Annotated in this window: 20 protein-coding genes; 10 read left to right on the forward strand and 10 right to left on the reverse strand. The window is 46.3% G+C overall.

Translation table 11 applies throughout. The features are described 5' to 3' along the window. Nucleotides 1-29: 29 nt before the first annotated feature. Both ABDW33_RS02220 and ABDW33_RS02225 read left to right on the forward strand, forming a co-directional pair. A complete protein-coding gene (locus ABDW33_RS02220; RefSeq protein WP_343688436.1) occupies nucleotides 30-1,466 on the forward strand; it encodes an NADH-quinone oxidoreductase subunit M in 1,437 nt (478 codons plus the stop codon). A 27-nt stretch (nucleotides 1,467-1,493) separates the two neighbouring features. Then, nucleotides 1,494-2,864: an NADH-quinone oxidoreductase subunit N gene (locus ABDW33_RS02225; RefSeq protein WP_343688437.1), complete on the forward strand. Its 1,371-nt coding sequence runs from the start codon at nucleotides 1,494-1,496 to the stop codon at nucleotides 2,862-2,864. A gap of 69 nt (nucleotides 2,865-2,933) precedes the next feature. On the opposite strand, the gene ABDW33_RS02230 is transcribed toward ABDW33_RS02225, so the two are convergent. After that, nucleotides 2,934-3,998 (reverse strand): aminoglycoside phosphotransferase family protein, encoded by a 1,065-nt coding sequence (locus tag ABDW33_RS02230; RefSeq protein ID WP_343688438.1) that lies wholly within the window; start codon nucleotides 3,996-3,998, stop codon nucleotides 2,934-2,936. 286 nt (nucleotides 3,999-4,284) lie between these two features. Beyond that, complete coding sequence (locus tag ABDW33_RS02235; RefSeq protein ID WP_343688439.1) at nucleotides 4,285-5,286, reverse strand: LacI family DNA-binding transcriptional regulator; 1,002 nt, start codon at nucleotides 5,284-5,286, stop codon at nucleotides 4,285-4,287. 47 nt (nucleotides 5,287-5,333) lie between these two features. On the opposite strand from ABDW33_RS02235, the gene ABDW33_RS02240 reads away from it, so the two are divergent. From ABDW33_RS02240 to ABDW33_RS02260, 5 genes are all read left to right on the forward strand, one after another. Then, nucleotides 5,334-6,608: an ABC transporter permease gene (locus ABDW33_RS02240; protein WP_343688440.1), complete on the forward strand. Its 1,275-nt coding sequence runs from the start codon at nucleotides 5,334-5,336 to the stop codon at nucleotides 6,606-6,608. A gap of 38 nt (nucleotides 6,609-6,646) precedes the next feature. Continuing rightward, nucleotides 6,647-7,957: a gluconate:H+ symporter gene (locus tag ABDW33_RS02245; protein ID WP_343688441.1), complete on the forward strand. Its 1,311-nt coding sequence runs from the start codon at nucleotides 6,647-6,649 to the stop codon at nucleotides 7,955-7,957. Nucleotides 7,958-8,085: 128 nt separating this feature from the next. Then, a complete protein-coding gene (locus ABDW33_RS02250; RefSeq protein ID WP_343688442.1) occupies nucleotides 8,086-8,547 on the forward strand; it encodes a RidA family protein in 462 nt (153 codons plus the stop codon). Nucleotides 8,548-8,553: 6 nt separating this feature from the next. Beyond that, nucleotides 8,554-9,657 carry a D-TA family PLP-dependent enzyme gene (locus ABDW33_RS02255; RefSeq protein WP_343688443.1) on the forward strand — a complete coding sequence of 368 codons (1,104 nt, stop codon included), beginning with the start codon at nucleotides 8,554-8,556 and terminating at the stop codon, nucleotides 9,655-9,657. Nucleotides 9,658-9,750: 93 nt separating this feature from the next. After that, nucleotides 9,751-10,824 carry a membrane dipeptidase gene (locus tag ABDW33_RS02260; RefSeq protein WP_343688444.1) on the forward strand — a complete coding sequence of 358 codons (1,074 nt, stop codon included), beginning with the start codon at nucleotides 9,751-9,753 and terminating at the stop codon, nucleotides 10,822-10,824. A 59-nt stretch (nucleotides 10,825-10,883) separates the two neighbouring features. Here ABDW33_RS02260 and ABDW33_RS02265 read toward each other — a convergent pair whose 3' ends face one another. Continuing rightward, complete coding sequence (locus tag ABDW33_RS02265; RefSeq protein WP_343688445.1) at nucleotides 10,884-11,267, reverse strand: hypothetical protein; 384 nt, start codon at nucleotides 11,265-11,267, stop codon at nucleotides 10,884-10,886. Between the two features lie 124 nt (nucleotides 11,268-11,391). Between ABDW33_RS02265 and ABDW33_RS02270 the strand changes: the two genes are divergently transcribed. After that, nucleotides 11,392-12,219 carry an alpha/beta hydrolase gene (locus ABDW33_RS02270; protein WP_343688446.1) on the forward strand — a complete coding sequence of 276 codons (828 nt, stop codon included), beginning with the start codon at nucleotides 11,392-11,394 and terminating at the stop codon, nucleotides 12,217-12,219. A gap of 139 nt (nucleotides 12,220-12,358) precedes the next feature. Here the strand turns inward: ABDW33_RS02270 and ABDW33_RS02275 are convergent, their stop codons facing one another. From ABDW33_RS02275 to ABDW33_RS02295, 5 genes are all read right to left on the reverse strand, one after another. Next, the gene (locus ABDW33_RS02275; RefSeq protein WP_343688447.1) at nucleotides 12,359-13,090 is read right to left on the reverse strand and encodes a hypothetical protein; all 732 of its coding nucleotides are present in this window, start codon (nucleotides 13,088-13,090) and stop codon (nucleotides 12,359-12,361) included. A gap of 106 nt (nucleotides 13,091-13,196) precedes the next feature. Next, a complete protein-coding gene (gene rplI / locus ABDW33_RS02280; RefSeq protein WP_343688448.1) occupies nucleotides 13,197-13,643 on the reverse strand; it encodes a 50S ribosomal protein L9 in 447 nt (148 codons plus the stop codon). A 48-nt stretch (nucleotides 13,644-13,691) separates the two neighbouring features. Then, a complete protein-coding gene (gene rpsR, locus ABDW33_RS02285; RefSeq protein WP_146965391.1) occupies nucleotides 13,692-13,958 on the reverse strand; it encodes a 30S ribosomal protein S18 in 267 nt (88 codons plus the stop codon). A 4-nt stretch (nucleotides 13,959-13,962) separates the two neighbouring features. Beyond that, nucleotides 13,963-14,313 (reverse strand): 30S ribosomal protein S6, encoded by a 351-nt coding sequence (gene rpsF / locus ABDW33_RS02290; RefSeq protein ID WP_221223742.1) that lies wholly within the window; start codon nucleotides 14,311-14,313, stop codon nucleotides 13,963-13,965. Between the two features lie 138 nt (nucleotides 14,314-14,451). Beyond that, on the reverse strand, nucleotides 14,452-17,718 hold the full coding sequence (locus ABDW33_RS02295; protein WP_343688449.1) for an Ig-like domain-containing protein: 3,267 nt from the start codon (nucleotides 17,716-17,718) through the stop codon (nucleotides 14,452-14,454). A 296-nt stretch (nucleotides 17,719-18,014) separates the two neighbouring features. Here ABDW33_RS02295 and htpG point away from each other — a divergent pair, with 296 nt between their 5' ends. Then, the gene (htpG, locus tag ABDW33_RS02300; protein ID WP_343688450.1) at nucleotides 18,015-19,844 is read left to right on the forward strand and encodes a molecular chaperone HtpG; all 1,830 of its coding nucleotides are present in this window, start codon (nucleotides 18,015-18,017) and stop codon (nucleotides 19,842-19,844) included. Nucleotides 19,845-20,136: 292 nt separating this feature from the next. On the opposite strand, the gene recJ is transcribed toward htpG, so the two are convergent. Together recJ and ABDW33_RS02310 are read right to left on the reverse strand one after the other, a co-directional pair. Next, nucleotides 20,137-21,792 (reverse strand): single-stranded-DNA-specific exonuclease RecJ, encoded by a 1,656-nt coding sequence (gene recJ, locus ABDW33_RS02305; RefSeq protein WP_343688451.1) that lies wholly within the window; start codon nucleotides 21,790-21,792, stop codon nucleotides 20,137-20,139. A 285-nt stretch (nucleotides 21,793-22,077) separates the two neighbouring features. After that, nucleotides 22,078-23,043: a polyprenyl synthetase family protein gene (locus ABDW33_RS02310; protein WP_343688452.1), complete on the reverse strand. Its 966-nt coding sequence runs from the start codon at nucleotides 23,041-23,043 to the stop codon at nucleotides 22,078-22,080. Nucleotides 23,044-23,356: 313 nt separating this feature from the next. On the opposite strand from ABDW33_RS02310, the gene ABDW33_RS02315 reads away from it, so the two are divergent. Beyond that, the gene (locus ABDW33_RS02315) at nucleotides 23,357-24,913 is read left to right on the forward strand and encodes an OmpA family protein (RefSeq protein WP_343688453.1); all 1,557 of its coding nucleotides are present in this window, start codon (nucleotides 23,357-23,359) and stop codon (nucleotides 24,911-24,913) included. Nucleotides 24,914-25,379 lie beyond the last annotated feature (466 nt).

A 25,379-nucleotide genomic window follows, 5' to 3' on the forward strand; every position in this document is an offset into this window, starting at 1 on the left:
ATTCAAAAAGGACAAGTTTAGATAAAGTTATGTTGACAGTATTACTCATTTTGATTCCTTTGGTGGCGGGCCTTCTTACGTTTGGCCTGAAGGGATCAGGCCCTAAGACGGTGGGTTTGATATCATCTCTGGCATCGCTGGCAGTCACGATTGCTGCGCTGTTCCAGTTCAGGACCGCACCTGAGACCCTCAGCCACAGCTGCAACTGGATTCCACAACTGGGCGCTACGTTTAGTGTTGGGTTAGACGGTATGGGCATGATGCTTAGCCTGCTCACTTCCATTTCATTTGTACTGATCTTTATTGTAATTAATAAAAGGGAGTATGACCGTGCGAACAGCTTCTATGCACTGATGCTGTTGTCGCAGGCAGGTCTCATGGGTGTATTTGCAGCCTATGATGCGATGTTGTTCTACTTCTTCTGGGAACTGGCGCTGATTCCTGTATATTTCCTCTGCTCACTGTGGGGAGGAGAAAAAAGAATCCCTGTTACCTTTAAATTCTTTGTATACACTTTTGCGGGTTCACTGCTCATGCTGATTGGTATAATCTATATCTATCTGCAAACGCCTGAACACTCTTTCAGTTATGCAAGTTTCACTACAGCGGCGTTGCCAAAGGAAACTCAGTCCTGCCTTTTCTGGCTGTTCTTTGTTGCTTTTGCCATCAAGATGCCGATCTTCCCTTTCCACACCTGGCAGCCGGATACTTACGAGCAATCTCCGACCCCGGTAACAATGGTACTGTCAGGTATCATGGTGAAAATGGGTCTGTTTGGTGTGATCCGCTGGTTACTGCCTGTATTACCACAAGGTGCTTATGTATGGTCTGATGTTGCGATTGTATTATCTATCATCGGTATTGTATATGCTTCCTGCATTGCTATTGTACAATCTGATTTCAAACGCCTGATCGCTTATTCTTCCATCGCTCACATCGGGTTGATGAGTGCTGCGATCTTTGCGAACAATGAGCAGAGCTTACAGGGTGTGCTGGTGCAGTTCTTCAACCACGGTATCAACATCATCGGTTTGTGGATCATCGTTGAGATTATCCAGGATCGCCTGAAGGTGAAATCACTGAACGATCTGGGTGGTATCGCGGCTTATGCGCCACGTATGGCTACCTTCCTGGTGATTATCAGTTTTGCGAATATTGCTTTGCCACTGACCAATGGTTTCATCGGGGAGTTCCTGATGTTCAGCGGCTTGTATCAGTATAATCCATGGTTTATGGCGGTAGCTGGTCTGGGAGTGATCCTGGGTGCGGTATATACGCTGAACATGGTGCAGAAAGTGATTTTCGGACAGCCGAATCAGCTGACCGAGACTACTACTGACCTGCGCGGCAATGAAATGCTGGCGTTGAGTGTGATCGTGGCGATCATCCTGGTATTGGGTGTATATCCAAAGCCTATGCTGGAGTTGGTTCAGAGCACTACTGAATTGGTTAACAAGGTTTATTAAAAAGTTGTTCTTTCGTAACACAGGAATATGAATGCATTAATATCTACTGCTTTATCGGGCGTTTTGATGATGTTTGCGGGGCTTTTCGTGAAAAATAAGCAGTCCATTAAATTTGTTGCCATTGTGGCGTTGCTGATTTGCTTTGCAGCGAACCTGGCTGAATTGTCCACTTTACAGGGGGAAAGCCGCACTCTGTATGGTATGATCACTGTGAGTAGCTTCAGTATACTGTTCAATGCGGTAGCTTTTGGAGCTACGTTGTTGTACTTTATGTTGTCAGGCAGTGCATTTGAAAAAGTAGGGGAACATGTGTCTGATTACTTTGCGCTGGTATTTTTCATTCTGTCGGGTATTACGCTGGCATCTTCGTTCAGCAGTTTATTAATGCTTTTCCTGGCGATAGAGATTATTTCTATTCCTCAGTATATCCTGGCTGGTAGTGATAAGAAGAGTCCCAAGAGTAGTGAAGCTTCGCTGAAGTACTTCCTGATGGGGTCTTTCTCTACTGGTATTTTGCTGATGGGTATTACCCTGATTTACGGTGCATCTGGTTCTTTCCTGATCAGTGAACTGGGAATTGGTGACGGTGCGGTGAGTCCACTGGCACTGTGTGGTGTGATCCTGATTGCATTTGCACTTTCCTTTAAAGTATCTGCTGCTCCTTTCCACTTCTGGACACCGGATGTGTATGATGGGGCACCTTCTGTATTCACTTCTTTTATGGCAACGGTGGTAAAGGCGGGTAGTTTCATCGCATTTATCCGTTTGTTCCACGGAGCGTTTACAGGTGCTATCAGTAAGGACTGGCAGTTGCTGCTGGCACTGGTGACAGCTGCTACGCTGATCATCGGTAACTTTACAGCGGTATTCCAGCAGAGTGTAAAACGTATGCTGGCTTATTCAAGTATTGCGCAGGCAGGTTTCATGCTGTTGTCTGTCATTGCTTTCAGTGATTTTGCGGCGAAAGGTATTATCCTGTATGCAGCGGCTTATTCTGTTGCGACTATCGGCATCTTCGCGGTATTGATCAAGATGAAGGATTATACGTTTGATGGTTTTAACGGACTGGCAAAGAAGGAGCCACTGGTAGCAGCGGTTACTACCATCTGTTTATTATCACTGGCGGGTATTCCGCTGACGGCGGGTTTCTTTGCCAAGTATTATGTACTGACAGCTGCGGTACAGGAAGGTAACCTGTTCTGGCTGGTGATCATTGCGGTAGTATGTGCGGCGATCTCTGTGTACTATTATTTCAGGGTGATCATGGCGATGTATTTCAAATCCGGTGAGCCAGGTGTAGAAGAGATGAGTGGCGGATTTAAGGCATTGCTGGTGGTGACAGCTGCGATTGTGATCCTGCTGGGTGTGTTCCCTGGATTGCTGTTACAATTTGTATAAAAGAAACTAGCATACTATAAAAAATGCCGGCTATATGCCGGCATTTTTGTTTTCAAATGGTGCTGCTTTTCAAACGACGCGATCTGGTGTAGTGATCGCTTTAAAAAAGATTCCTTCCTGCGCCGTGATACTGTCTAATAAAGCCAGCTGATTGCCGGCTCGCACAGAGTTGTGTGTGTCGTATCTGGCGCCGTAGTAAATATCGTTGTTCAGATAGTCTGCCAGGAAGCGGATGGCCTGCATGTAGACCATGAATTGACCTGCGTATACAAGATGATGGATTTCATCAGGACTTAATTCATCTCTCAATTCGCTTAAATAACCGCTTACAATTGCCTGAAAGAAGGACGCCCGGGCATGTACCTTACTGAAGTCTTTTTCTTCCTCATTTGCGGGGGATAAGTACGTTCTCATCATATCGCCGAAGTCGCTGATGAAATATCCCGGCATAACGGTGTCTAAGTCGATCACACAAATGCCGTTGCCGCTATTATCAAAGAGTACATTGTTAATCTTGGTATCGTGGTGCATGACCCTGATTTTAAATGCAGGGTTATGCCTGATGGCTTCGAAGGTATCGGTGAGGTAGGCGTATTGCCTGATTCTGAAGATCAGTTCTTCTGATGCTGCGATCCTCTCTTTGTTGCCGTTTTTCAACGCATCCTCAAATTGTTGATAGCGCAACGTGAGGTTGTGGAAATCGGGCAGGCTATCGCCAATCTTTTTGGTGTCGATGTCTGCCAGTAAGCGGGTGAATCGTCCAAATTGTCTGGCGGCTTCGTAAGCCAGTTGTTCATCGTCTGCGACGTCGTAGCTGCGGGAGTCGGGAACGAAGGGTTGTAGCCTGAAGTATTCGCCTTCTGCTGTGATCACGAGTCCTTTACCATCGAGTGTGTTGACTGGTTGTACAAAGTAATATTCCGGTGAATGCTGCCGGAGATACTGGCCGATGTACCGGATATTGGCGGCGATCACTTCCGGTTGTTTGAAAACCTGGTGATTGATGCGCTGTAAAATAAAGGACTGATCGTTGTGGATCACTTTCCACGTGGTGTTGATAAGTCCGCTGCCGAAAGGCTGAATGATACATTCCTCTGCGACTATTCCATAAGCTGCCAGTATCGAAGCGTGCATGTTGTTTTTGATTGATAAAATGTTGGTGATATTTCAAACTTAAGGGAAAGATCGATAGAAAAATTGCGCAAACGGTTGCGTGATTTTTGGGCGGGGGGCAAACTGCGGGGGCGGGGACTGTGGCTGGCGGATAATGTAGGAAGGCGGGTGATTCTGAGCGGGAATTAGTAGTGATGTGTTAGGGGGCCTGTTATGTTATTACTGAGGGGGAATCGATAATAATGTGTCGGAATTCCTGTTATCTTATAAATGGGCGGGAGTCGATAGTGATGCGTTGGAAGTCCTGTTATCTTATAACTAAGCGGGAGTCGATAACGATGTGTTGGAAATCCTGCTCCTCTTTTTGGGATAACAAAGACAACAATATTTCAGTCGCTTTGAAACCCTGTTCATATGGATACTGCTCTACAGAAGCAATTGGTGGAAATGCCATGTAACTGCTCAACGGCAGATTTGCATAACTCACAAACGTCAGTGCTTTATTTACGGCAATCCCCTGCTCCAATGCATACTGCACGGCATCCTGCGCCACATAATCATTGAAAGTAACAATGGCAGTTACCTTTCTTTTATTTGACAATAACTGTTGCATGGCGGCCCTCGTTCCTGCTTTTGTAAGATCGGAATGCACGATCAGACTTGCATCAAATTTCAGCCGCTTTTTCAGTAATGCCTGTTTAAAACCGTTGGCCCGCTGCGGGGTTGCCACCAGCTGCTGCGGACCATTGATCATACCTATTACACGGTGGCCTTTTTCCAGTAGCAGCGTGACTGCCTGCATGGTACCTGACTCCATATTACAGGCTACATAATGAATGTCTGTTTTATCAGGAATCCGGTCGAAGAATACCACCGGAATATTGAATTTCTTCAGTGCCTCGAAGTGTGCATAATCCCCGGTATTTTTTGCCAGCGAAACTATCAGCCCATCTACCCGGTGATTCTTCATAATTTCCACAATCTTCTTTTCCCTGGCAGCATCATCATGCGACTGCCCCAGCAGTACCATATAGTTATGCTGATTTGCCGCATCTTCAATCCCGCTGATTGCGGCGGAGAAAAAGGCCTCCGAAAGTTCCGGCAACACAATCCCGATTGTAAATGTCTTTTTTTGCTGAAAATGAATGGCAGTCTGGTTCGGTTCGTAATTAAGTGCACGTGCCAGCTCCTGTACCTTCATCCGGGTGCGCAGCCCGATACTGGGATGGTCGTGCAAAGCCCTTGAAACGGTAGATTTTGCCAGCTTCAGTATGGCAGCTATTTCTTTTATGGTGGGAGGGTTCGCCATTTATAGAATAAAAATAGCGGAAAAATGTTTTTCATTATCTTTAAATCATGCAATTCCGTGACATATTTTCCCTCGCTTATCGGTCTGTTAGCGCGAATAGATTACGCGCCGGGCTTACTATTGCTATTATCGCCTTTGGGATCATGGCCCTGGTGGGCATCCTGACAGCTACTGAAAGTATGAAAAACAGTATTTATTCGAGTTTTGCCAACATGGGTGCCAACAGCTTCTCTATTCAGAACAGGGCGTTGCGCATTTTCATGGGAGGAGGGCCGGATGCGAAGAAGAGTGATAAGAACAAAAAGAAGGTAAAGACGTCGAACAGCAATATTCCCATTACCTGGGAAGAAGCCAGGGATTTCAGCCGGCGGTTTTCGTTCCCTGCCACTGTGAGTGTGTCTGTAACGGCGAGTGGGGCTGCTACTGTATATATGGGGGATAACAAGACGAACCCGAATGTAAGGGTGTTAGGCGGAGATGAGCATTACCTGGAGTTTTCCAACTATCAATTGAAAGAGGGCCGGAACTTTAACCAGCTGGATATGGAAACGGGACGGAATGTGGCTATACTGGGAACAGATGTAGCAAAGAAGTTGTATGGAGATGCGATGAAGAATGTGATCAATAGTAACATCCGTGTAGGTAATGTACGCTACAGGGTAATTGGATTGCTGGAGCCTAAAGGTAACAGTGGTTTTATGAGTGCGGACAAAGTGGTTATTACTACTGTGACAAATACAAGAAGAATATATGGTGGTAATACGATGACGTATAATATAGGCGTGTCAGTGAAGGACATTAGCCGAATGGATGCCGCTGTGGGAGAGGCTACCGGCTTATTCCGCATTATCAGGCGGCTGCATGTGAATGAAGATGAAAATTTTTATATCAGCAAGAGTGACAGTATTGGTGAGATGTTGTTCAGCAGTCTTGGTTTTGTGACCATTGCTGCTGCTATTATAGGAATGATTACCCTGTTCGGTTCTGCTATCGGACTGACGAATATTATGCTTGTATCTGTTGCAGAGCGGACCCGTGAAATTGGTGTAAACAAAGCCCTGGGTGCTACGCGACAGGTCATCCGCAGGCAGTTTGTATATGAATCAATCATCATCAGTGTACTGGGTGGTGCCCTGGGTGTGCTGCTGGGCATGCTGGTGGGCAATGTGGTATCACTGTTATTGCATACAAGTTTTGTGATACCCTGGTTCTGGATCTTTATGGGTATCAGTTTATGTGCGGGGGTGGGTTTGATGGCGGGGATATTCCCTGCTATAAAGGCTTCGAAGCTCGACCCTATTATTGCACTCAGGTATGAGTAACCAGATAAAATTTAGTCGCCAACATCTAAAGAATTTCAATGGCTTTATTCATTGTACTAATGTCGATCCTACTGCTGGTATTGCTGGTGGCGGGGTTCAGGCTTAACACATTCATCGCTTTCCTGGTCGTGTGTCTGTTTATGGGCTTAGCCCTGAAGATGGATATTAACACAATTACACAATCTATTACCACGGGTATCGGTAAGACGCTGGGCGGGTTGGTCACCATCATTGTATTTGGCAGTATGTTGGGAAAACTGGTGGCAGAGAGTGGTGCTGCGCAGCGTATTGCAAATGGTTTGATGCATTTGTTTGGACGGAAGTATATTCAGTGGTCGCTGATGCTGACCGGGTTTATAGTAGGCATTCCGTTGTTTTATAATATAGGTTTTGTGCTTATGGTACCGCTGATCTTTACGGTGGCGGCACGCACAAAATTGCCTGCAGTATACCTGGGCATACCGATGCTGGCATCATTGTCGGTAACACACGGTTACCTGCCGCCGCATCCATCGCCTACAGCATTGGTCGGGGCTTTTGGTGCGAATATGGGGATGACGCTCGTGTATGGAATGATCGTGGCTATTCCTGCGATTGTTTGTGCAGGGCCGGTTTTCAGTCGTTTTTTAAAGGGATACAAACAGGAGCCTGCTGCGCTGTTTCATATAGCGCCCATACCGGATGAAAAATTGCCGGGTATGGCAGAAAGCATTATTGCAGCATTGCTGCCGGTGATCTTACTTGCCGGAACAACGATTGTGAAACTGACAGCTACAGGGCCGTTACTGAAGGTGGCTGACTGGCTGGGCGACCCGATCATCGTGATGTTGCTGGCGGTGTTGAATGGTATTTACCTGTTAGGGTTGAGGCGGGGGCTGAATATGAAAGCGGTGATGAAATCGCTGGATGAGTCTATTAAGGATGTGTCTCCTATTATACTGATCATTGGTGGTTCCGGCGCATTGACACAGATGCTGATGGATAGCAAGGTGAGCGATATCATCGCGCAGGGAATGATGAGTACAAACATGAATCCGCTGCTGCTGGCATGGTGCCTGGCAGCGTTGGTGAGAGTGGCGGTAGGATCTGCTACCATTGCAGGATTGACGACGGCGGCGATGCTGGGACCACTGGTAGGCGCGTTGGGAGTCAATCCATGTTTGATGGTACTGGCTACAGGAGCTGGCAGCCTGATGTTCAGTCATGTGAACGATGGCGGGTTCTGGTTGTTTAAAGAGTACTTCAATCTGTCAGTAAAGGACACTTTTAAGACCTGGTCAGTGATGGAAACGATTGTGAGTGTGGTGGGACTGATAGGATGTTTAATTTTAAGTGTATTTGTACATTAGTGAGCGACGACGAAACGTTATCAACTTTAAGCAGCTGCAAAAAGTTTATAGTGTACGAGGGATAAAAAAAGGGAATTGATTCTATAATAGGAAACCGAATAAATAACTATAGAAATTTTTCAGTGACTATGACAGCAACAGAAAACTTCCAGGCATTAGGATTGACATTACCACCGGCACCTTCTCCGCTGGGTGTTTACAAGCCATATCTGATCGATGGCAAATACCTGTATCTCTCCGGCCACGGCCCCGTACAGGACGACAAAAGCCTGATCATAGGCCGTATTGGTGAGGATATGGATATAGAGAAAGGGAAGCTGGCTGCCAGGCAGGTGGGCCTGACCATGCTATCAACCATCGTGACGAACCTGGGTAGCCTGGACAAAGTAAAGCGTGTGATCAAGGTATTGGGTATGGTGAACTGTACCCCTGATTTTGGTCGTCATCCTTATGTGATCAATGGTGCCAGTGAATTGTTTGCAAAGATCTGGGGAGAAGAAAATGGTATCGGTGTGCGTAGTGCGGTAGGTATGGGATCGCTGCCTGATAATATTCCTGTAGAAATTGAAGCATTATTTGAATTAGCATAATCAGCTATGAACTGGTACGAACTGCACAACATTAACACGGTGGATTCACCTGCATTGCTGGTGTATCCGGAGCGTATGCGAGACAACATCCTTGCAGTGAAAGCTTCTGTGAAGGATGTGCAGCGACTGCGTCCACATGTGAAAACCAGCAAGATCACTGAAGCGGCAGCATTGATGATCGAAGAGGGGATACACAAATTTAAATGTGCCACTATTGCCGAAGCAGAGATGCTGGGGCTGGCCGGTGCAAAAGATGTGTTACTCGCATATCAGCCTGTAGGGCCAAAGATAGACCGGCTGCTGGCGCTCACAGAACAATATCCGGATACGAAATACAGTTGCCTGGTAGACAACGCTGCTTCGGCAGTAGCCATTGCCGCACAATTTGTTGCCGCGCAAAAAGTGCTGCCTGTATATCTCGATCTGAATGTAGGCATGAACAGAACCGGTATTGTACCTGGTGCACCCGCACTGGCGCTGTACCAGGAACTGGCACACTTACCGGGTATATTACCCGTAGGGTTACATGCTTACGATGGTCACCTGCATGATGTGGACCTGGCGCTTCGGAAAGAGAAATGTGATGCCGCGTATGTGCCTGTACAGGCGCTTGCACAGGCTATTACAGACAGTGGATTACCTGCTCCACGGATTGTGGCAGGAGGTTCGCCCACATTTCCCATTCATGCGGCAAGAGAAGGCGTGGAGTGTAGCCCCGGCACTTTTATTTTCTGGGACTGGGGATATCAGCAACACTTACCGGATCAGCAATATGACTATGCCGCGGTATTGGTTACAAGGGTGATCTCTGTGATAGACAGAGAACGGCTTTGTCTTGACCTGGGACATAAGTCAGTCGCAGCAGAAAATCCACAGCCAAGAGTTGTATTTCTCAATGCACCGGAAGCTTCGCCGGTATCACAAAGTGAGGAACACCTGGTGGTGAAAGTAGCAGATACCACGCAGTACCCTGTAGGCACTGTGTTCTATGGTGTACCTTATCATATATGCCCTACCGTTGCATTGTATGAACGCGTAGGAGTTGTAGAAAATAATACCTGTATTGCGCAATGGAAAGTAGTTGCAAGAGACAGGAAGATCATGATCTGAACCTAAAACGATTGTAGTGATGCCGCTTAAATAAGCCCGTTTTAGTTGAGAGATGATTGTCAAGCTATATCACGATCTAAAACTATTATAAGCATGTTTGCAATAGACGCGCATCTGGATCTCAGCATGAACGCGATGGAGTGGAACCGCAATCTCCGCCTGCCTGTCACTGACATCAGGAAGAGGGAGGAAGGGCTCACAGATAAACCAGACCGCGCCAAAGGTGTCGTATCCTTTCCTGAGTTGCGCAAGGGAAATATAGGATTGGTAGTAGGTACGCAGATTGCCCGTTTTGTGGCGCCTGACAATCCGCTGCCTGGCTGGTTTTCACCGGAGCAGGCATGGGCACAGACACAGGGACAGCTGGCCTGGTACAAGGCAATGGAGGCGACAGGAGAACTGACGCCGATTACCGACCTGGCTTCGCTGGATAAGCATCTTGTCTACTGGAATGATGGACAGCCGACAGACAACAAGTCAATTGGTTACATTTTAAGCCTGGAAGGTGCCGATTCTATCGTAGATCTGTCTTACCTGCAAAGGGCGTATGACAATGGCCTGCGCGCGGTAGGGCCTGCACATTATGGTCCCGGCCGATATGCACAGGGTACAGATGCTACGGGGTATATGGGGGAAAAAGGGCGGGCGTTGCTGAAAGAAATGGAGCGCCTGAACATTATTCTCGATGCCACGCACCTGTGTGATGATAGCTTTTGGGAAGCCATGGAGCACTTCAACGGGCATGTATGGGCCAGCCATAACAATGTACGTAAACTGGTGAATCACAACCGTCAGTTTTCTGATGAGATGATACTTGAACTGGTGAAAAGAGGGGCTGTAATTGGTGGTGCTATGGATGCATGGATGATAGTACCGGGATGGGTAAGGGGTGTATCTGATCCGAAGGGTATGGATTGTAACCTCGACAAAGTGGTAGATCATATGGATTATATCTGTCAGCTGGCCGGCAATGCCCTGCATGTGGGTATAGGTTCTGACCTGGATGGTGCATTTGGTAAAGAGCAGTCTCCTTATGACCTGGAGACCATTGCAGATGTGCAGAAGCTGCCCGCATTATTTAAAAAGAGAGGTTATTCGGATGAGGATGTAGCAAACATTATGCATGGAAACTGGCTACGGTTCCTGAGAAAGGCCTGGGGAGCATAACAAGCAATTAACAAAAATTAATACAGCCCTGCGGGAACATCCTGCAGGGCTTTTTGTTATTAGTAATACAATTGAGACAATACATTGGTCGGATCGTTTTCCGTGGGTTTTTGCTGTAAAAAAAGATCGTATTGTTCTGCCGTGAGGGCGTTCTTTATTTTTTTGTAGAAGCCGTTGTGCATGCTTTTGATCTTAGCATCGTAGGCTTTGGGGTTGGCTGCTGTTTCAGCGACAACAGTATTCCGCTGAGTAATGAATTCAGAGATATAACCTTTCAGTTTTGCCTGTTGATCTTCTTTTAGCGAGAGGGACTTAGTCAGCTTACCGATGATCGCATTGGTATGGCCTTCCACATTTGCGAGCGGTGCCTGGGCAAAGGATGCGGATGCTACTGAAATCGCCATTATGCAATAGAGAAAGCAGCGTAAGAGGGTATATTTCATATTACCGGTTTTTAAACCGGAAGTTACAGTAATTATAAGTCTATATATGATGTTTCTCAATCCGAAGAGGGTGTTATCATGCGTCATTCTTGTGTATTTGTTACCTGCATGCAGAGAAGGAACCATGTCCCAGGCGAGGCCCGTAGATACTGTGCTGGCAGTGAATCCTCCAGCCCCGAAGGAAGTAGTTTTACTCAATCAGCATTATGGAGATGATGCTCTTCAGACTATCGACATTTATCTGCCGGCGGGCAGGTCGGTAAAGAACACGCGTTTGATGGTTTTTGTACATGGTGGTGGCTGGGCTGGCGGGGATAAAAGTGACTTTACGGTGGCTTGTGAGAACCTGGTAAAGAACCCGGATTTTGCACCGGGATATGCGTTTGCGAATATCAATTACAGGATTGTTATAGATGGCAGGAACAGGTTTCCGGCAGCAGAAGAGGATGTAACCGCGGCGATGTCGTATTTATATGCACATGCGGACTCTTTGCTGGTATCACCGTCTTCGGCATTGATAGGGGCAAGTGCTGGTGGGCAATTGGCGACATTGATTGCATATAAGCACAATGAAAAGAAGCATATCAGGTGTGTGGTGAGTACATGGGGGCCATATGATATGAAGCGGTTTTATGAGGAGGGATATGTGGGGGTACCCGATATGTTGAAGTGGGTAACGGGTTACACACCTGCAGAGAATTCGGAAGTATATGCAGCCAGTAGTTCGGTCAGGTATGTATCTGCAGCGAGTCCGCCTACTTTCCTGGCGCATGGTTCGCTGGATTCGCTGGTAAGACTGAATCAGGGACAGGCGTTGGATAGTGCGTTGTCGAAGTATGGGGTACCACATATCTTTTATATATTCAGGGGGTATCATGGTTATCCTTCGGATAGTGTAGCGAATGATGCGGCGGCAAAAATGTTTGGTTTCATTGCAAAGTATATGAAGTAGGAGGAAAGCAAAAAAAGAGCTTGTATTCATAAAAAAAGCCCTCAAAAGCGTTTCACTTTTTGAGGGCTTTTCAAAGAAAGTAACCGTCTCTTTTTATGTGGATACTTCAGGAAATTTATAAAATTATCCCGGAGTGGTTTTATTGCATGACTATTTTTACAGGTTTCGTGTGGATATTCATTGCGGTATCCATGGTCTGGTATTCGGCTTCGAGCGTATTGGCGTCTATCCATTTAATCTGGCCGGGACCCCATTTTTGCAGGTCAGTTTCGCCCAGTAGTTTCAGATTACCATTTTCGAAACTGTAGAGTTCAAACCCGTTATTGTTGAATCCTGCTTCGAGGTCGAAAGAAGGACAGAGTACGAATTGTTTATCAGGTGAGAGGTAGGGAATACCCCACAGGTGTGTTTGCTGACCGTTAGCAGGATTGATGAGCAGGTAATCGCTGGATTCGTAATAGCTGCCGAATGCCAGGTGTTGCCGGAGTTCTTCGCGGTAACCGGCATAGTAGTATACAGCATAGTTTTCGTCTATAGCGGGTTTCCTGTCATTGGCGAGTATGGCAGTTTTACCATTCTTCAGGGCGAAGACGAGGGTATCGCCGTGTCTTTGTACTTTAGCGGCTTCTTTGGCTAATTGTGGCCCTTCCACGCTATCATAATCTAATTCAGTTGCCGGACTGATAGATGATTTTGCTAAGCTGTATACCAGGAATTTTTTGTTGGCAATGCGGAATGAATCGATAGGTCGTTCATTGGTGGAGGCCGGTGCAGTAGCGGCATTTTCAGCAGGTGTACTGTTTGACGCAGTGCTTGGGTGGCAGGCAGTATAAATAACTGCGGCGGTTAATAAAGATAGGTACTGTTTCATATTATGGAACAAATATAAACGAAAATTGTGCCATACATGGATGTGGTATAGTATAAAAAAAATCCCGGGCTTTAGGCCCGGGATCTTTTTATAAAGTATGTAGAACTTACTCAGCTACCACTTCGAATTCCAGTTCAGCTTCATTGCCTTTACCGAAGTCCAGTTTCGCTTTGTATGTACCTAATTCTTTTACATCATCCAGGATGTGGATGCGGCGACGATCGATTTCGTAACCTTTTTGTTCTTTAATCGCACGAGCGATCTGAACACCGGTAACGCTACCGAAGATCTTACCGGAAGTACCGGTTTTAGCACCAATTTTCACTGGACCTGCCTTCAGCACTTCAACCACCTTAGCGATTTCGGCGAGCATTTTCTCTTCTTTTACTTTCTGCACTTTCAGGCGCTCCTGCAGTTGCTTCATGTTAGAAGGAGATGCTTCTACCGCAAATTTCTGTGGGATCAGGAAGTTTCTAGCGTAACCGTTTCTTACGTTAGCTACTTCATTTTTCTGACCCAGATTATCTACGTCTTGTATTAAGATTACTTGCATGTTAATTAGTTTTAAGGACCTTTTACTTGAGATAAGTAATTTGTCGGTTTACTTTAAAAGGTCAGTAACGTAAGGTAACAACGCCATCTGACGAGCCTTTTTAATTGCCTGAGCTACCTTGCGCTGGAACTTCAGGGAGTTACCAGTGATACGACGAGGGAGCATTTTACCCTGGTCGTTCAGGAATTTCTTCAGGAATTCAGCGTCTTTGTAATCCACATACCGGATGCCCATTTTCTTGAAACGGCAATATTTCTTTGCACGTTTCTCAGTTTTTACGGCCGTTAAGTACTTAATTTCTTGTTTTACTGCCATAATTTTAAGCTTCAGCGGTTTTAGAATCAGCGTTTACGCCATGTCTCTTGCGATTGTTGTACTGTACAGCGTATTTGTCCAGTGCAGTAATCATGTGACGGAGCACATTTTCATCGCGATTCAGCTGAATTTTCAGCTTCTCATTGAGGTCGGATGGCGCATTATATTCCAGAACCAGGTACATGCCCGTGGTTTTCTTCTGGATAGGATACGCCAGTGATTTTAATCCCCAGGGATTTTCGTGCGTTAATTCACCACCATTTTCTTTGATAATGTCAGCGAATTTTTTCTGAGCAGCTTTGTAGTCTTCCTCAGACAGCACAGGGGTAAAAATCACCATCAATTCGTAGTTCATAATTTCCCTGTTTTTAATTTGATTAGAAAAAAATTGGATCGCAAAGATAGTGCTTTCTTATTAATAAATGCAAAAAACCACTTCCGCCACAGGCAGAAGTGGTTTTTTGTGTGTTTTTAGCCGGATGGCCGGGTTTAATTATTTGGTAACCAATATCTTACTGGTAGTTACACCATCCAGGTTCTGTATCCTTAATATATATATGCCGGTTGGCAAGCCGTTCACATCAATACTTTTTGTATTCCGTCCTTTATTCACAAACTGTTGTGATTTGAAACGGCTGCGTCCCTGCATATCTATCAGTTCGAACTGGCAGGGTCCTGGTTTTGCTACATCCACCCAGATCTGGAGGTTATGGCCGATGATGCACCAGATGAGCTTTTTGATCAGGTCTATCAGAGATACGTATACCTTATCGTTTTCACTATAGCGAACGCTGCCATCCTTGCTTACGATTTTCAGGCGGTACCAGGAGAAACCCAGCCATGGCTGATAGTCGGTGGTGCGATAAGCGGTAAATGCATCTTTATTGCCCTGTGCAGCCAGTGTATCCACTGCTACATAGTTACGCAGGTTCTGGGTTTTTTCTACTACATAGTAGTCCGTGTTGATTTCATAATCTGTAGACCAGGTCACTTTTACATTGCCTGAGTCCACGGCTGCGTTGAAGTTTTCGGCAGTAACCGGGTTGCCAAGTATATGTAGGTTATAATTGGTTTGTACCGGGTAGTGATCGCTGGTGGTGCTGCTGTAGCTGCTGATGAGTTGGGCGACTTCCTTGTGGATCTTAGCGGATCCGGGCAGGTAGGCAATGGCCATTTCGTCGGAAGCGATCACATTATCAATTACGGTCGGATAAGCGGTGGTGGACTGATCGCCTGCCAGGCTCAGTGGTAAAGTGAGTGGTTTATAATGCAGGGTATCGTTCATGAAATCTATGTAAGAAGTCGTTGTATCTGGTGCCAGCTCAGTTGTGATGGTTTTATTCAGGGCATCGTTGAAGTCACCGAGAATAATGAAGTTACTGTTTGGATACTGGGCATCCAGGGAGTCTTTCAGTTCCAGGTTACCATTTCTGCGGCGCTGCCATGACTGGATCTTTTCGGCGGAGGTACCGGTATTGGCCTTGCTGTGAATGAGCACGAAGTTGATCAGTGCACTATCTCCATTCAGGTTGGCACTTGCCTGCAGCAGGAAGGGGAAGCGGCCAGAAGACCAGTTGTAGTAAGCATTTGAGCTACCACCTTTTCTCAGTATGCCATAGGAGCGAATAGAGCGGATCACGCTTGTTTTATAGAGGAAGGTCAGTTTCTGAGCGGAAGTATAGTCAACATCTGTGATACTGTCGGCATAAGAACCGAAGTCAGCAATGATGTAGCTATATCCTGGCATCTGGTTGACAACAGCTCTGAAGCGGGCAGTATCTACTACTTCGGCGAGTGCATAGATATCGGCATCCAGTTTTTTCAGTACAACGGTGGCATTCGCCTGTTGCAGGCTGTCATTGGCAGGATTTTGTACGGGGCTGCCGAACCATTCCATGTTCCAGTTCACCACTTTCAGGGAACGTAATGAAGTGCCGGAAAGCTTGACTGGCGTAGTATTCAGACCTGCACTGGTGAAAATAAGGGAGCCGGTATAGGCCTGATCAGCGGTTGTAGGGGTAAATCTTACCCACACTTTTACGGCGCCTGTCAGTGAGTCAACCGGGTAGTTGAGTGAGGTGGTATAGGTACCAGCGCTGTCTTTGGACAGCTGGAAACCTGTACTGGTAGCAAGCGTGAGTGCACCGGTAAAGTCGCTGGCATTGAATGTAAAGTATTGGGCCGCTGATTGCTGACCAGATTTAACATAGTCGAAATCCAGGCTGGTAGCAGATTTGTCTATTGATGGTAAGGGGGCAGCAGGGCTGTTATAGATATGAACATCATCCAGTGTCCAGCGGGCTGCATTCAGTGCAGGAGAGGAGATGTATTTGAAAGCGATATATACGTTGGGTTGTTTAAAGCCAGCGAGGTTAATACTGTCAGATGTCTTCCATGCATCTGACGACATAGCAGGGAATCTTCCATTGACAGCCGTCCAGGTGGCAGTGTTGGGATTACTGCTGCCATCGTAGTTGGTGGAGATCAGCAATTGTAAAGCCGGGCCTGTAAAAGCAGTACGGCTGGCGAAGGAGAGGAGTGGATAATCGAAGCCGGTGAAATCAAAAGCCGGTGAGATGAGCCAGTCTTCATTTTGCACTGCGCCACCGCTATAGCCATTGATCTGTGCCCCATTCAGGGTTTGGCCAAAAGTGGTACAATCCCATACCTGTGCACCGGTTACGCTGTAGGCAGTGAAACCACCTACCAGACCTGTACCGGAAGTACAGTTGTTGAAATCAAAATCCAGTTGTTGTGCACCTGTCGAGAAAGACCAGACCGTGCTATCCTGAATACCTGCGAAAGCGTTGCCACTATTGTCTGTTACAGCACCACTGTCGATGGTGATGTAGTAGGATTTATTACCAGCAAGGGATGTGCTGACAGTGAGCAACTGGTTTTTGATAATGATGGCAGCACCGGGAATGTCAAAGGATTGCTGGGTGCCATTGGTGGTATTGTGGAGAACGAGGTGTCCGCTACCTGCAATAATATTTTCGGAGAAAATAATGCTGGGGGTAGTGGCGGGCGGTACGTTCGTTTCGTGATTGAGGGGTGTGAGTGAATCGATGACAGGGGGCGTATGATCTGCACCACCGCTGCCGGCGACAATATTATCTATCGCGAAAGAGGGGCGGGAACCACCGCCTCCGATCTGGCGGTTAACCCAGCGAAGCTGTACCAGTGGCTGGTTTTCGCAGGCGGCGGGGAGTACCAGTGTTTTGGTGGATGGATCGAGGGGCGTGGTGACGCCAGACGTTGTCTGGAGGGTGGTTCCATTCTGGTATTCAGTACCGGTGATATTGGTAAAGTTGCCGCTGTTACCGATTCTATATTGTAAGATGACTTCGTTAATACGGGTATTGCTACTGCCATCGTAAGGATTGCGCAGCGTCATTACGTCGTAGGTCAATGAGATGTTCACCTGCCCGGTAGTATTGAGGGCGAGGGTGAGGCAGTTGTCCACGCTGCCGCTATTAAGGAAACCCAGTTTACCATTGTAATTATACACACCGTTTGCTGTGCTGGAGGCCGTGCCGGTAATCAATGCTTTGTCTGATGCGGGAGGGGCGGTGTTAAAGTTGGAAGAAGGGGAGCCGGAGAGTGTCCAGCCCTGCCATCCATCAGGATAGGTGGTGGATGTGGCAGAAAGTGCATCAAAGTTCTGCTGATAAGGCAGTGCCTGAGGTGTGGGTTGGGTTTGCGCGGATGAGCGCAGTACACCGAAGACAGTAAATAATAAGAGTAGAGTTTTTTTCATGTAATAATCAGATGGTTTTGTTAGGGGTGGGTAATATTTATAATATGGTTTATGTTGGAATTGCTTCAGGGTCATGATATTCCAGCTAATAAAGCTACTACATTTGTGTTGTAATTTGCATGATATAATTGTTAACTGGCGGAGGTACCTGCGGTGGGAGGGCCGGTCTTTCTGATTGGTCTGAACGCCGTATCGGGCATACATAGTTGTATGACTGGTGCCAGTTCCGACAGTTTGTCAGCTATGGACCCGCTGGCATACGCTTTGAAAAAACAAACCCAAAAACACAGATACCCATGCAGAAAGGAGCAATACGTGTTCAGACAGAGAACATTTTCCCCATTATTAAGAAATTCCTCTATTCAGATCATGAGATCTTTATCCGCGAACTTGTAAGTAACGCGGTTGACGCAACACAAAAACTGAAAACGCTGGCTAGTGTAGGTGAATTCAAAGGTGAGCTGGGTGAGCTGGCCATCACTGTGAAACTGGACAAAGAGAAAAAAACGCTGACTATTTCCGACAATGGGATCGGGATGACAGCTGAAGAAGTCGATAAATACATCAACCAGGTCGCTTTTTCCGGTGCGGAAGAGTTCCTGAATAAATATAAAGGGCAGAACGAAGGTACAAACATCATTGGCCATTTCGGTCTGGGTTTCTATTCATCCTTCATGGTGAGTAATGTAGTGGAAATTATCACGCAATCTCATAAGGAAGCACCGGCGGTACGTTGGGAATGCGATGGCAGTCCTGAATACACCCTGGAAGAAACCACCCGGGAGGCGGGCAGAGGTACGGATATAATCATGCACATCAACGAGGAAAGCGAAGAGTTCCTGGATGAGCACCGGATCAAGTCTATCCTCGAGAAGTTCTGTAAATTCCTGCCTGTTCCGGTAAAATATGAAGATACACAGATCAACAATACGCATCCTGCCTGGACAAAGAAACCAAGCGAGCTGACTACAGAAGATTACCAGAACTTCTACAAGGAACTCTATCCATTCTCTGAGCCGCCATTGTTCTGGATTCACCTGAATGTGGATTATCCATTCAACCTGACTGGTATCCTCTACTTCCCTAAGATCAACAAGAGTTACGAAATTCAGAAAGACAAGATCAGCCTGTATTCTAACCAGGTGTTTGTGACAGATGAAGTAAAGGATATTGTACCTGAGTTCCTGATGTTGCTGCATGGTGTGATTGACAGTCCGGATATTCCGCTGAACGTAAGCCGTAGCTATCTGCAGGGTGATCCGAATGTGAAGAAGATCAGCTCTTATATCACCAAGAAGGTAGCCGATAAGCTGGATGAAATGTTCAGAAATGACCGGAAGAGTTTCGAGGAGAAGTGGGAGTCTATCGGTTTGTTTGCAAAATATGGCATGATGACGGATGATAAATTCCGTGAGAAAGGCAACAAGTTCCTCATCCTGGAAGATGTAGATGGCAGTAAATTCTATACCCTGGATGAATACAAGCAGGAAACCGCTGCTATTCAAACCAACAAGGAAGAGAAACAGGTGATCCTGTATGCGACCAGTCCTGTTCAGCAGGATAGTTATATCAGTGCGGCGAAGGCGAAGGGATATAAAGTGGTGAAACTGGATAGCCTGGTAGATGCTGCTTTCCTGAACCAGATGGAAACACATTGGGAGAAAGTACAGTTCACCCGTGTGGATGCGGATATTGCTGACAACCTGATAGACAAGGATGAAAATACTTCGCATGTACTGACAGCTGACCAGGAAACCCGCCTGAAAGCGCTGTTTGAAAAGATCCCTCAGCAGCATGTGAAGGTAGAACTGAAAGGTTTGAGTGCAGAATCACAGCCAGTGATTGTAACACGTCCGGAGTTCATGCGTCGTATGAAAGATATGGCAGCTGTAGGTGGTAGTGGTATGTCCTGGTATGCGAACATGCCTGATGAAATTAATATGACGGTGAATGCGAACCACCCGATCTATCAGCAGATATTGAAGGAAGGCAATGACCAGCTGCAGGAAAAGCAGATCCGCAACCTGGCAGATCTGGCGTTGTTGTCACAGAACCTGTTGACAGGTGCAGATCTGACGGCATTTGTTGCAAGGAGTGTAGAGTTAATGGGTGAAAAGAGTAACTAAGCAATAAATCATTCGTGATACCGTTTTGAAGGTATTACACACTTCCTGGTCCCGTCTCACAATACCCGTGGGACGGGATTTTTAGTTGATGGGAGATATGTAAAAAGAAAAGGAATTATGCAATTTGGCCATGGACTATGGCATCATTTCCCCATACTATTATTCAGAAAAGGAAAAACAGAAAGCCCTATCATAGGAGACGTAATCAAATCTCCTTCTGCAGGGGATCAGAGCGAATACTTTGATTCCCTGCAATTTGTGGTGATCATTACTCGCTTTGAGTAGCAAAAAATCAGTGAGAGCGGATATCTATTACTTTCATTTGCAGATTCATCTTGCCATTCCACTCGTTCTCATCAATCGTAAATACCATATCAAAGGGTTGGCGGCTGCTGACAATGGGGAATTTATCGGCCATATAGAACCCGATACCAGTAACGGCTGTAGTATTTTTACCTTGTTTCACAGAAAATTTAATGTGTTCATCTTTTATGAGGCGTGAATAGCCGCTGTCGACCACGTTTCGGACGAGGAAGATGGGGCGTTGATTGTCCGGCCCCAGTGGTTCGAACTGCCTGAGGATATTGAAAAAGGCGGGTGTGATATCTTTCAGTGTGATTTCGGTATCGATGGTGATTTCGGGAATCAGCATATCCGGATCGATGGTGGTGGCAACGACCTCTTCAAATCTTTCCTGGAAAGCGGGTACATTTTCAGGTTTGAGGGTCATACCTGCGGCATAGAAGTGGCCGCCATAGTTTTCCAGCAGATCTTTACACTGGTGGATGGCTTCGTACACGTTAAACCCGATCACGGAGCGGGCGGAGCCGGCCACTTTATCATTACTGAGGGTAAGGATAATAGTTGGGCGGTAGTAATATTTATCGATGAGGCGGGAGGCGACGATGCCTACGACACCTTTGTGCCAGTCGGGTTTGTAGAGTACTGTAGATTTTTTATTGTGGAGTGTGGTATCGTTTTGAATCAGTTCGACTGCTTCTTTGGTGATGTTGCCATCGATTTCTTTCCGGTCGAAGTTGTCGGCATGCAGCACTTTAGCGATTTCCATTGCCTTTTCCATATCATTTTCAATGAACAGGTTCACGGCTTTGCGGGCATCGTCCATTCTACCGGCGGCGTTGACGCGGGGGGCGATCACGAAGACGAGGTTGGAGATGGTGAGTTGTTCTTTGAGTCCGCTGAGTTGGATGAGGGCCTGGATACCGGGCAGGGGAGATTCATTGACTTTTTTCAGTCCATGAAAGGCGAGTACACGGTTTTCGCCGGTCATGGGTACGATATCGGCAGCGATGCTGGTGGCTACGAGGTCGAGGTAGCGGTGAGCGGCAGATTCCGGCAGTCCTATTTTCTGGGCGAAGGCGGTGATGAGCTTATAGCCAATACCACAGCCGCTTAGTTCTTTGTAAGGGTAAGGGCAATCGTATTGTTTTGGATTGAGGATGGCGACAGCGGGAGGCAGTATTGCATCGGGCAGGTGGTGATCACATATAATAAAGTCTATTCCATGAGCAGCGGCCCAGGTGATCTGTTCGGTGGCTTTGATGCCGCAATCCAGCGCAATGACGAGGCTAAAGTCGTTATCTCTGGCGTATTCGATGCCTTGAGTGGAGATACCGTATCCTTCGCGGTAGCGGTGAGGGATGTAGAACTCTATATTATTATATAAGGAGTGTAGAAAATCGAAAACAGTAGCAACGGCGGTGGTACCATCCACGTCGTAGTCGCCGAATACGAGAATTTTTTCATGCCTGAAGAAGGCTTGTTCAATTCTGGATACGGCTTTATCCATATCCTTCATGATCCATGGATCATGGAGATCTGCCAGTGTGGGGCGGAAGAACAACCTTGATTCATCATAGGTATGCATGCCTCGCTGCACCAGCAACCTGCATAACAGGGGATGTATGCGCAGGGAGGCCTGCAGCAAAGCTTCCTGTTTTGGTTGATACGATCGGACTGTCCAGCGTTTTTGCATCTATAATCTAAAGGAGGATGAGCGATTCTTGTTTGAACGGAAGATAGGGCATAAATTTCAAAAAGTATGGTCCGTTCTCATTAAGAACTTACCAACAAGCAATTATATTGTCCCTATATCATTATGGTAATGACTCGATCTGAAAGCTTTCACGAGAAGCGTATTACTTTCCCGGGCTCACCGCAGCGATTGATGTGGTGGGCTATAGAAAGATCCAGATGGGGTCAGGCCCTGTTATCAGAAATTACGGTCGGTTGTGTATCTGACCATTGATTCGAGTCCCTGTCTGATATTGCTATCTGGGAAGCTATGGAGGATAGCCATGGCTTCGTCGCGGTATTCGAACATCTTTTTTTGTGTATACTCGATGCCGCCGGAAGCTTTCACCAATGTAATGACTTCTTCTACGCGGGCTTTATCGGTATTATGATTTTTGACGATGTTGATGATCCTTCTTCTTACATCTGGGGTAGCGTGTTCCAGTGTATAGATGAGGGGGAGAGTCATTTTTTTCTCCCGTATATCAATGCCGGTTGGTTTACCTATTTTTTCGCTGCCATAATCGAAGAGGTCATCTTTGATCTGGAAGGCGACACCGACTTTTTCGCCGAACAGGCGCATTTTTTCGGTAGTATCTTCATCATTCGAGGTACTCCAGGCGCCGGCGGCGCAGGCTGCGGCGAGGAGGGAGGCGGTTTTACGGCGAATGATTTCGAAGTAGATATCTTCTTTAATATTGAGTTTACGTGTTTTTTCGATTTGCAGGAGTTCTCCTTCGCTCATTTCTTTAACGGCCTGGGAGAGAATCTGGAGGGCTCTGAAGTCGTTGTTGTTCAGGGAGAGCAGGAGTCCTTTGGAAAGGAGGTAGTCTCCTACGAGCACGGCGATCTTATTTTTCCACAGTGCGTTGATAGAGAAGAATCCACGGCGCTCATTGGCATCATCCACAACATCATCATGTACGAGGGTAGCGGTATGCAGCAGTTCTACGAGGGCGGCGGCGCGGTAGGTGCTTTCCTGAATATCGTTGCTGAACAGGCGTGCCGAGAGCAGTACGAACATAGGGCGCATTTGTTTCCCTTTTCGTTTAACTATATAATGCATGATCCTGTCTAACAGTGCGACATTGCTCTTTACTGCATCAGAAAATTTGCTCTCGAAATCCCTTAATTCCTTACTTATCAGGTTTTTAATCTCGTCCATGGTTGATTGAAAAAGATTGCTAATCTATGCTTAAAATATCAAATTTTAACAATTTGGCCCCTAATTTGTATATAAGGGAGTAACAAAACTTTAACATTACTTTGTTTTAGTTATAACAAATATGCTTATTCGTTATATACCTAAACAAAGTATGGCATAACATTAGTTTGGCCTAAGTGTTAATAGTTAACCAGTTATCAATAGAAATAATATTGCAACAAAAATTTGAATATTCATTTGAGAATTTTACCTTTGCTGGGTAAAAAAACGGGTTATTAGTAAATTTTTAACAGTTTTTAAATAGAAAACAATTATGGCAAGCAAAAAGTACTTATTACTGGCTGGCGCTATGAGTCTCCTAGCGGCGTCTTCCGGTTATGCACAAGTTACCCCTGTTTTTGACGCCCTGGATTCAACCAAAGTTCCAGCATCAAGACAGGCACAACAAAACAATTTCGCTAATCACCAGTATGATTTCCCTGCGAAACCTCGCGATATGTGGGAATTAGGTTTCCACGGTGGTCTGCACGTAATCAACGGTACCATTCCAGCTAAACCAGGTTTTGGTGGTGGTATCTCCCTGAGAAAATCACTGGGTCATACTTTCTCTGTAAGAGCTGAGTACACTGGTTCTTTCGACAAGGGTCAGGATTACAGACTGCGTCCGGTAGCGGGTGCTGGCGGTAATGCAGCTACTACATGGGCTAAAACTGCTGCATTAAACGGTGGTTACATTGTACCTAACTATAAAACAGCTACTCACCAGTTGTCTTTGGACCTGATGGCTTCTCTGAGCAACATCCTGTTCTACAAGGCACAGCCAAAAGTTAACTGGTATGTATTCGGTGGTTATTCCTTCGGTTACATCGACGTTGACGTTGATGCAGTAGATGGTAGCGGTAATGGTTACAGCTATGCTGGTGTTAACTTCAACGCTCCTCGTAAAGACATCAAGGATCAGCTGAAGAACATCTATGATGGTGATTATGAATCAAACGCTCCATCACAGGGTAACAGAGGTAACATCGGTCGTAAAGATAACAACCAGCTGTTACGTCATGGTGCTGATTTCGGTACTGGTATCGCTTTCAGAGTTTCTAAGAGATTTAACATCGGTATTGAAGAGAAATACACTATGTATTTCGACGATTATCTGGATGGTTATTCTTCTCCATACTCTAACCACAAGGATGCATTCAGCTACACTAGTGTACGTCTGAACTTCAACCTGGGTAACTCTTCTAAGAGAGTTGAGCCACTGTGGTGGGTTAATCCGCTCAACTATGCTTACAATGAGCTGAGCGCTCCTCGTCACATGAAACTGCCTACTCCAGTTCTGCCTGATGCTGATGGCGATGGCGTTACTGACCAGTTCGACCGCGAACCTAACACACCAGCTGGTGCTCCAGTTGATGTTCACGGTGTAGCTAAAGATACTGATGGTGATGGTGTTCCTGACTACAAAGACAAGCAACTGATCACGCCTACTTATTGCCAGCCAGTTGATGCTGATGGTGTTGGTAAGTGCCCAGATCCAGAGTGCTGCAAGAACATGGCTCCTAAAGCTGAATGTGCTAGCCTGGTTCTGCCTAGCGTAGCATTCAAAGGTTCTTCTACTAAAGTTTCCAGCGATAACGAAGCTATCCTGGCATCTGTAGCTAGCACCCTGAAAACTAACCCAACTTGTAACATCCTGGTAACAGGTCACGCAGGTGCTAAGGGTAAGAAAGGTGGTGTTGACCTGAGCAGCCGTCGTGTTGATTCAGTGATCGACTACCTGGCTGACAAGCAAGGTATCGACCGTGGTCGCTTCATCAAGCAAAACACTCCTGGTGAGTCTGGTACTGTAGATCTGTCTCCAGCTAACTAATCTCACTGAGAAAATTATAGCAGCCCCGTCTCTGTAGAGACGGGGTTTTTTATTGCCCGCAAAGCAGGGAAGGAAAGGGAACCCGGTATGCCAGGGGATAATGATATTCGAAATGAGCCTTCGTTTGAACAGGAAGGTCGGGTGTTATGTGCAATTTTGCTGTCGGGGGAAATGAAAGAAATGCTTCTTTTGGGAAAGGAAAAGGAATCGTATTTGCCGGAGAAGTGAAAGTAATTTTTATGACTGGTAAGTAAAAGAAACCCTGCTATTGCCGATACCCCGCTGTATGCCTAAACCCTCACCAGCCGCCTTTGCTAGCCCCTGAAGCACCCATGTTAACTCTTACAAAAAATTTTCTATATTCCTTAATTCGCACTAACTTTGATGGCTTTTTTGAGTAGCAGAACTGTTTGAATGCACACTCCTAAAGGGAGGTAGTTACGACATCAAAAGAATTACTACTCTT

This window comes from Chitinophaga sp., from assembly GCF_039596155.1.
GTDB lineage: Bacteria > Bacteroidota > Bacteroidia > Chitinophagales > Chitinophagaceae > Chitinophaga.

Bases quoted from the DNA above. Each gene is read 5' to 3' on its own strand.
- ABDW33_RS02230 (WP_343688438.1), bottom strand. From the start codon at position 3,998: ATGCACGCTTCGATACTGGCAGCTTATGGAATAGTCGCAGAGGAATGT.
- ABDW33_RS02265 (WP_343688445.1), bottom strand. From the start codon at position 11,267: ATGAAATATACCCTCTTACGCTGCTTTCTCTATTGCATAATGGCGATT.
- ABDW33_RS02310 (WP_343688452.1), bottom strand. From the start codon at position 23,043: ATGGACGAGATTAAAAACCTGATAAGTAAGGAATTAAGGGATTTCGAG.
- ABDW33_RS02240 (WP_343688440.1), top strand. From the start codon at position 5,334: ATGCAATTCCGTGACATATTTTCCCTCGCTTATCGGTCTGTTAGCGCG.
- ABDW33_RS02245 (WP_343688441.1), top strand. From the start codon at position 6,647: ATGGCTTTATTCATTGTACTAATGTCGATCCTACTGCTGGTATTGCTG.
- ABDW33_RS02255 (WP_343688443.1), top strand. From the start codon at position 8,554: ATGAACTGGTACGAACTGCACAACATTAACACGGTGGATTCACCTGCA.
- ABDW33_RS02315 (WP_343688453.1), top strand. From the start codon at position 23,357: ATGGCAAGCAAAAAGTACTTATTACTGGCTGGCGCTATGAGTCTCCTA.
- ABDW33_RS02220 (WP_343688436.1), top strand. From the start codon at position 30: ATGTTGACAGTATTACTCATTTTGATTCCTTTGGTGGCGGGCCTTCTT.
- ABDW33_RS02275 (WP_343688447.1), bottom strand. From the start codon at position 13,090: ATGAAACAGTACCTATCTTTATTAACCGCCGCAGTTATTTATACTGCC.
- rpsF (WP_221223742.1), bottom strand. From the start codon at position 14,313: ATGAACTACGAATTGATGGTGATTTTTACCCCTGTGCTGTCTGAGGAA.
- ABDW33_RS02250 (WP_343688442.1), top strand. From the start codon at position 8,086: ATGACAGCAACAGAAAACTTCCAGGCATTAGGATTGACATTACCACCG.
- ABDW33_RS02295 (WP_343688449.1), bottom strand. From the start codon at position 17,718: ATGAAAAAAACTCTACTCTTATTATTTACTGTCTTCGGTGTACTGCGC.
- htpG (WP_343688450.1), top strand. From the start codon at position 18,015: ATGCAGAAAGGAGCAATACGTGTTCAGACAGAGAACATTTTCCCCATT.
- rpsR (WP_146965391.1), bottom strand. From the start codon at position 13,958: ATGGCAGTAAAACAAGAAATTAAGTACTTAACGGCCGTAAAAACTGAG.
- ABDW33_RS02225 (WP_343688437.1), top strand. From the start codon at position 1,494: ATGAATGCATTAATATCTACTGCTTTATCGGGCGTTTTGATGATGTTT.
- ABDW33_RS02235 (WP_343688439.1), bottom strand. From the start codon at position 5,286: ATGGCGAACCCTCCCACCATAAAAGAAATAGCTGCCATACTGAAGCTG.
- ABDW33_RS02260 (WP_343688444.1), top strand. From the start codon at position 9,751: ATGTTTGCAATAGACGCGCATCTGGATCTCAGCATGAACGCGATGGAG.
- ABDW33_RS02270 (WP_343688446.1), top strand. From the start codon at position 11,392: ATGTCCCAGGCGAGGCCCGTAGATACTGTGCTGGCAGTGAATCCTCCA.
- rplI (WP_343688448.1), bottom strand. From the start codon at position 13,643: ATGCAAGTAATCTTAATACAAGACGTAGATAATCTGGGTCAGAAAAAT.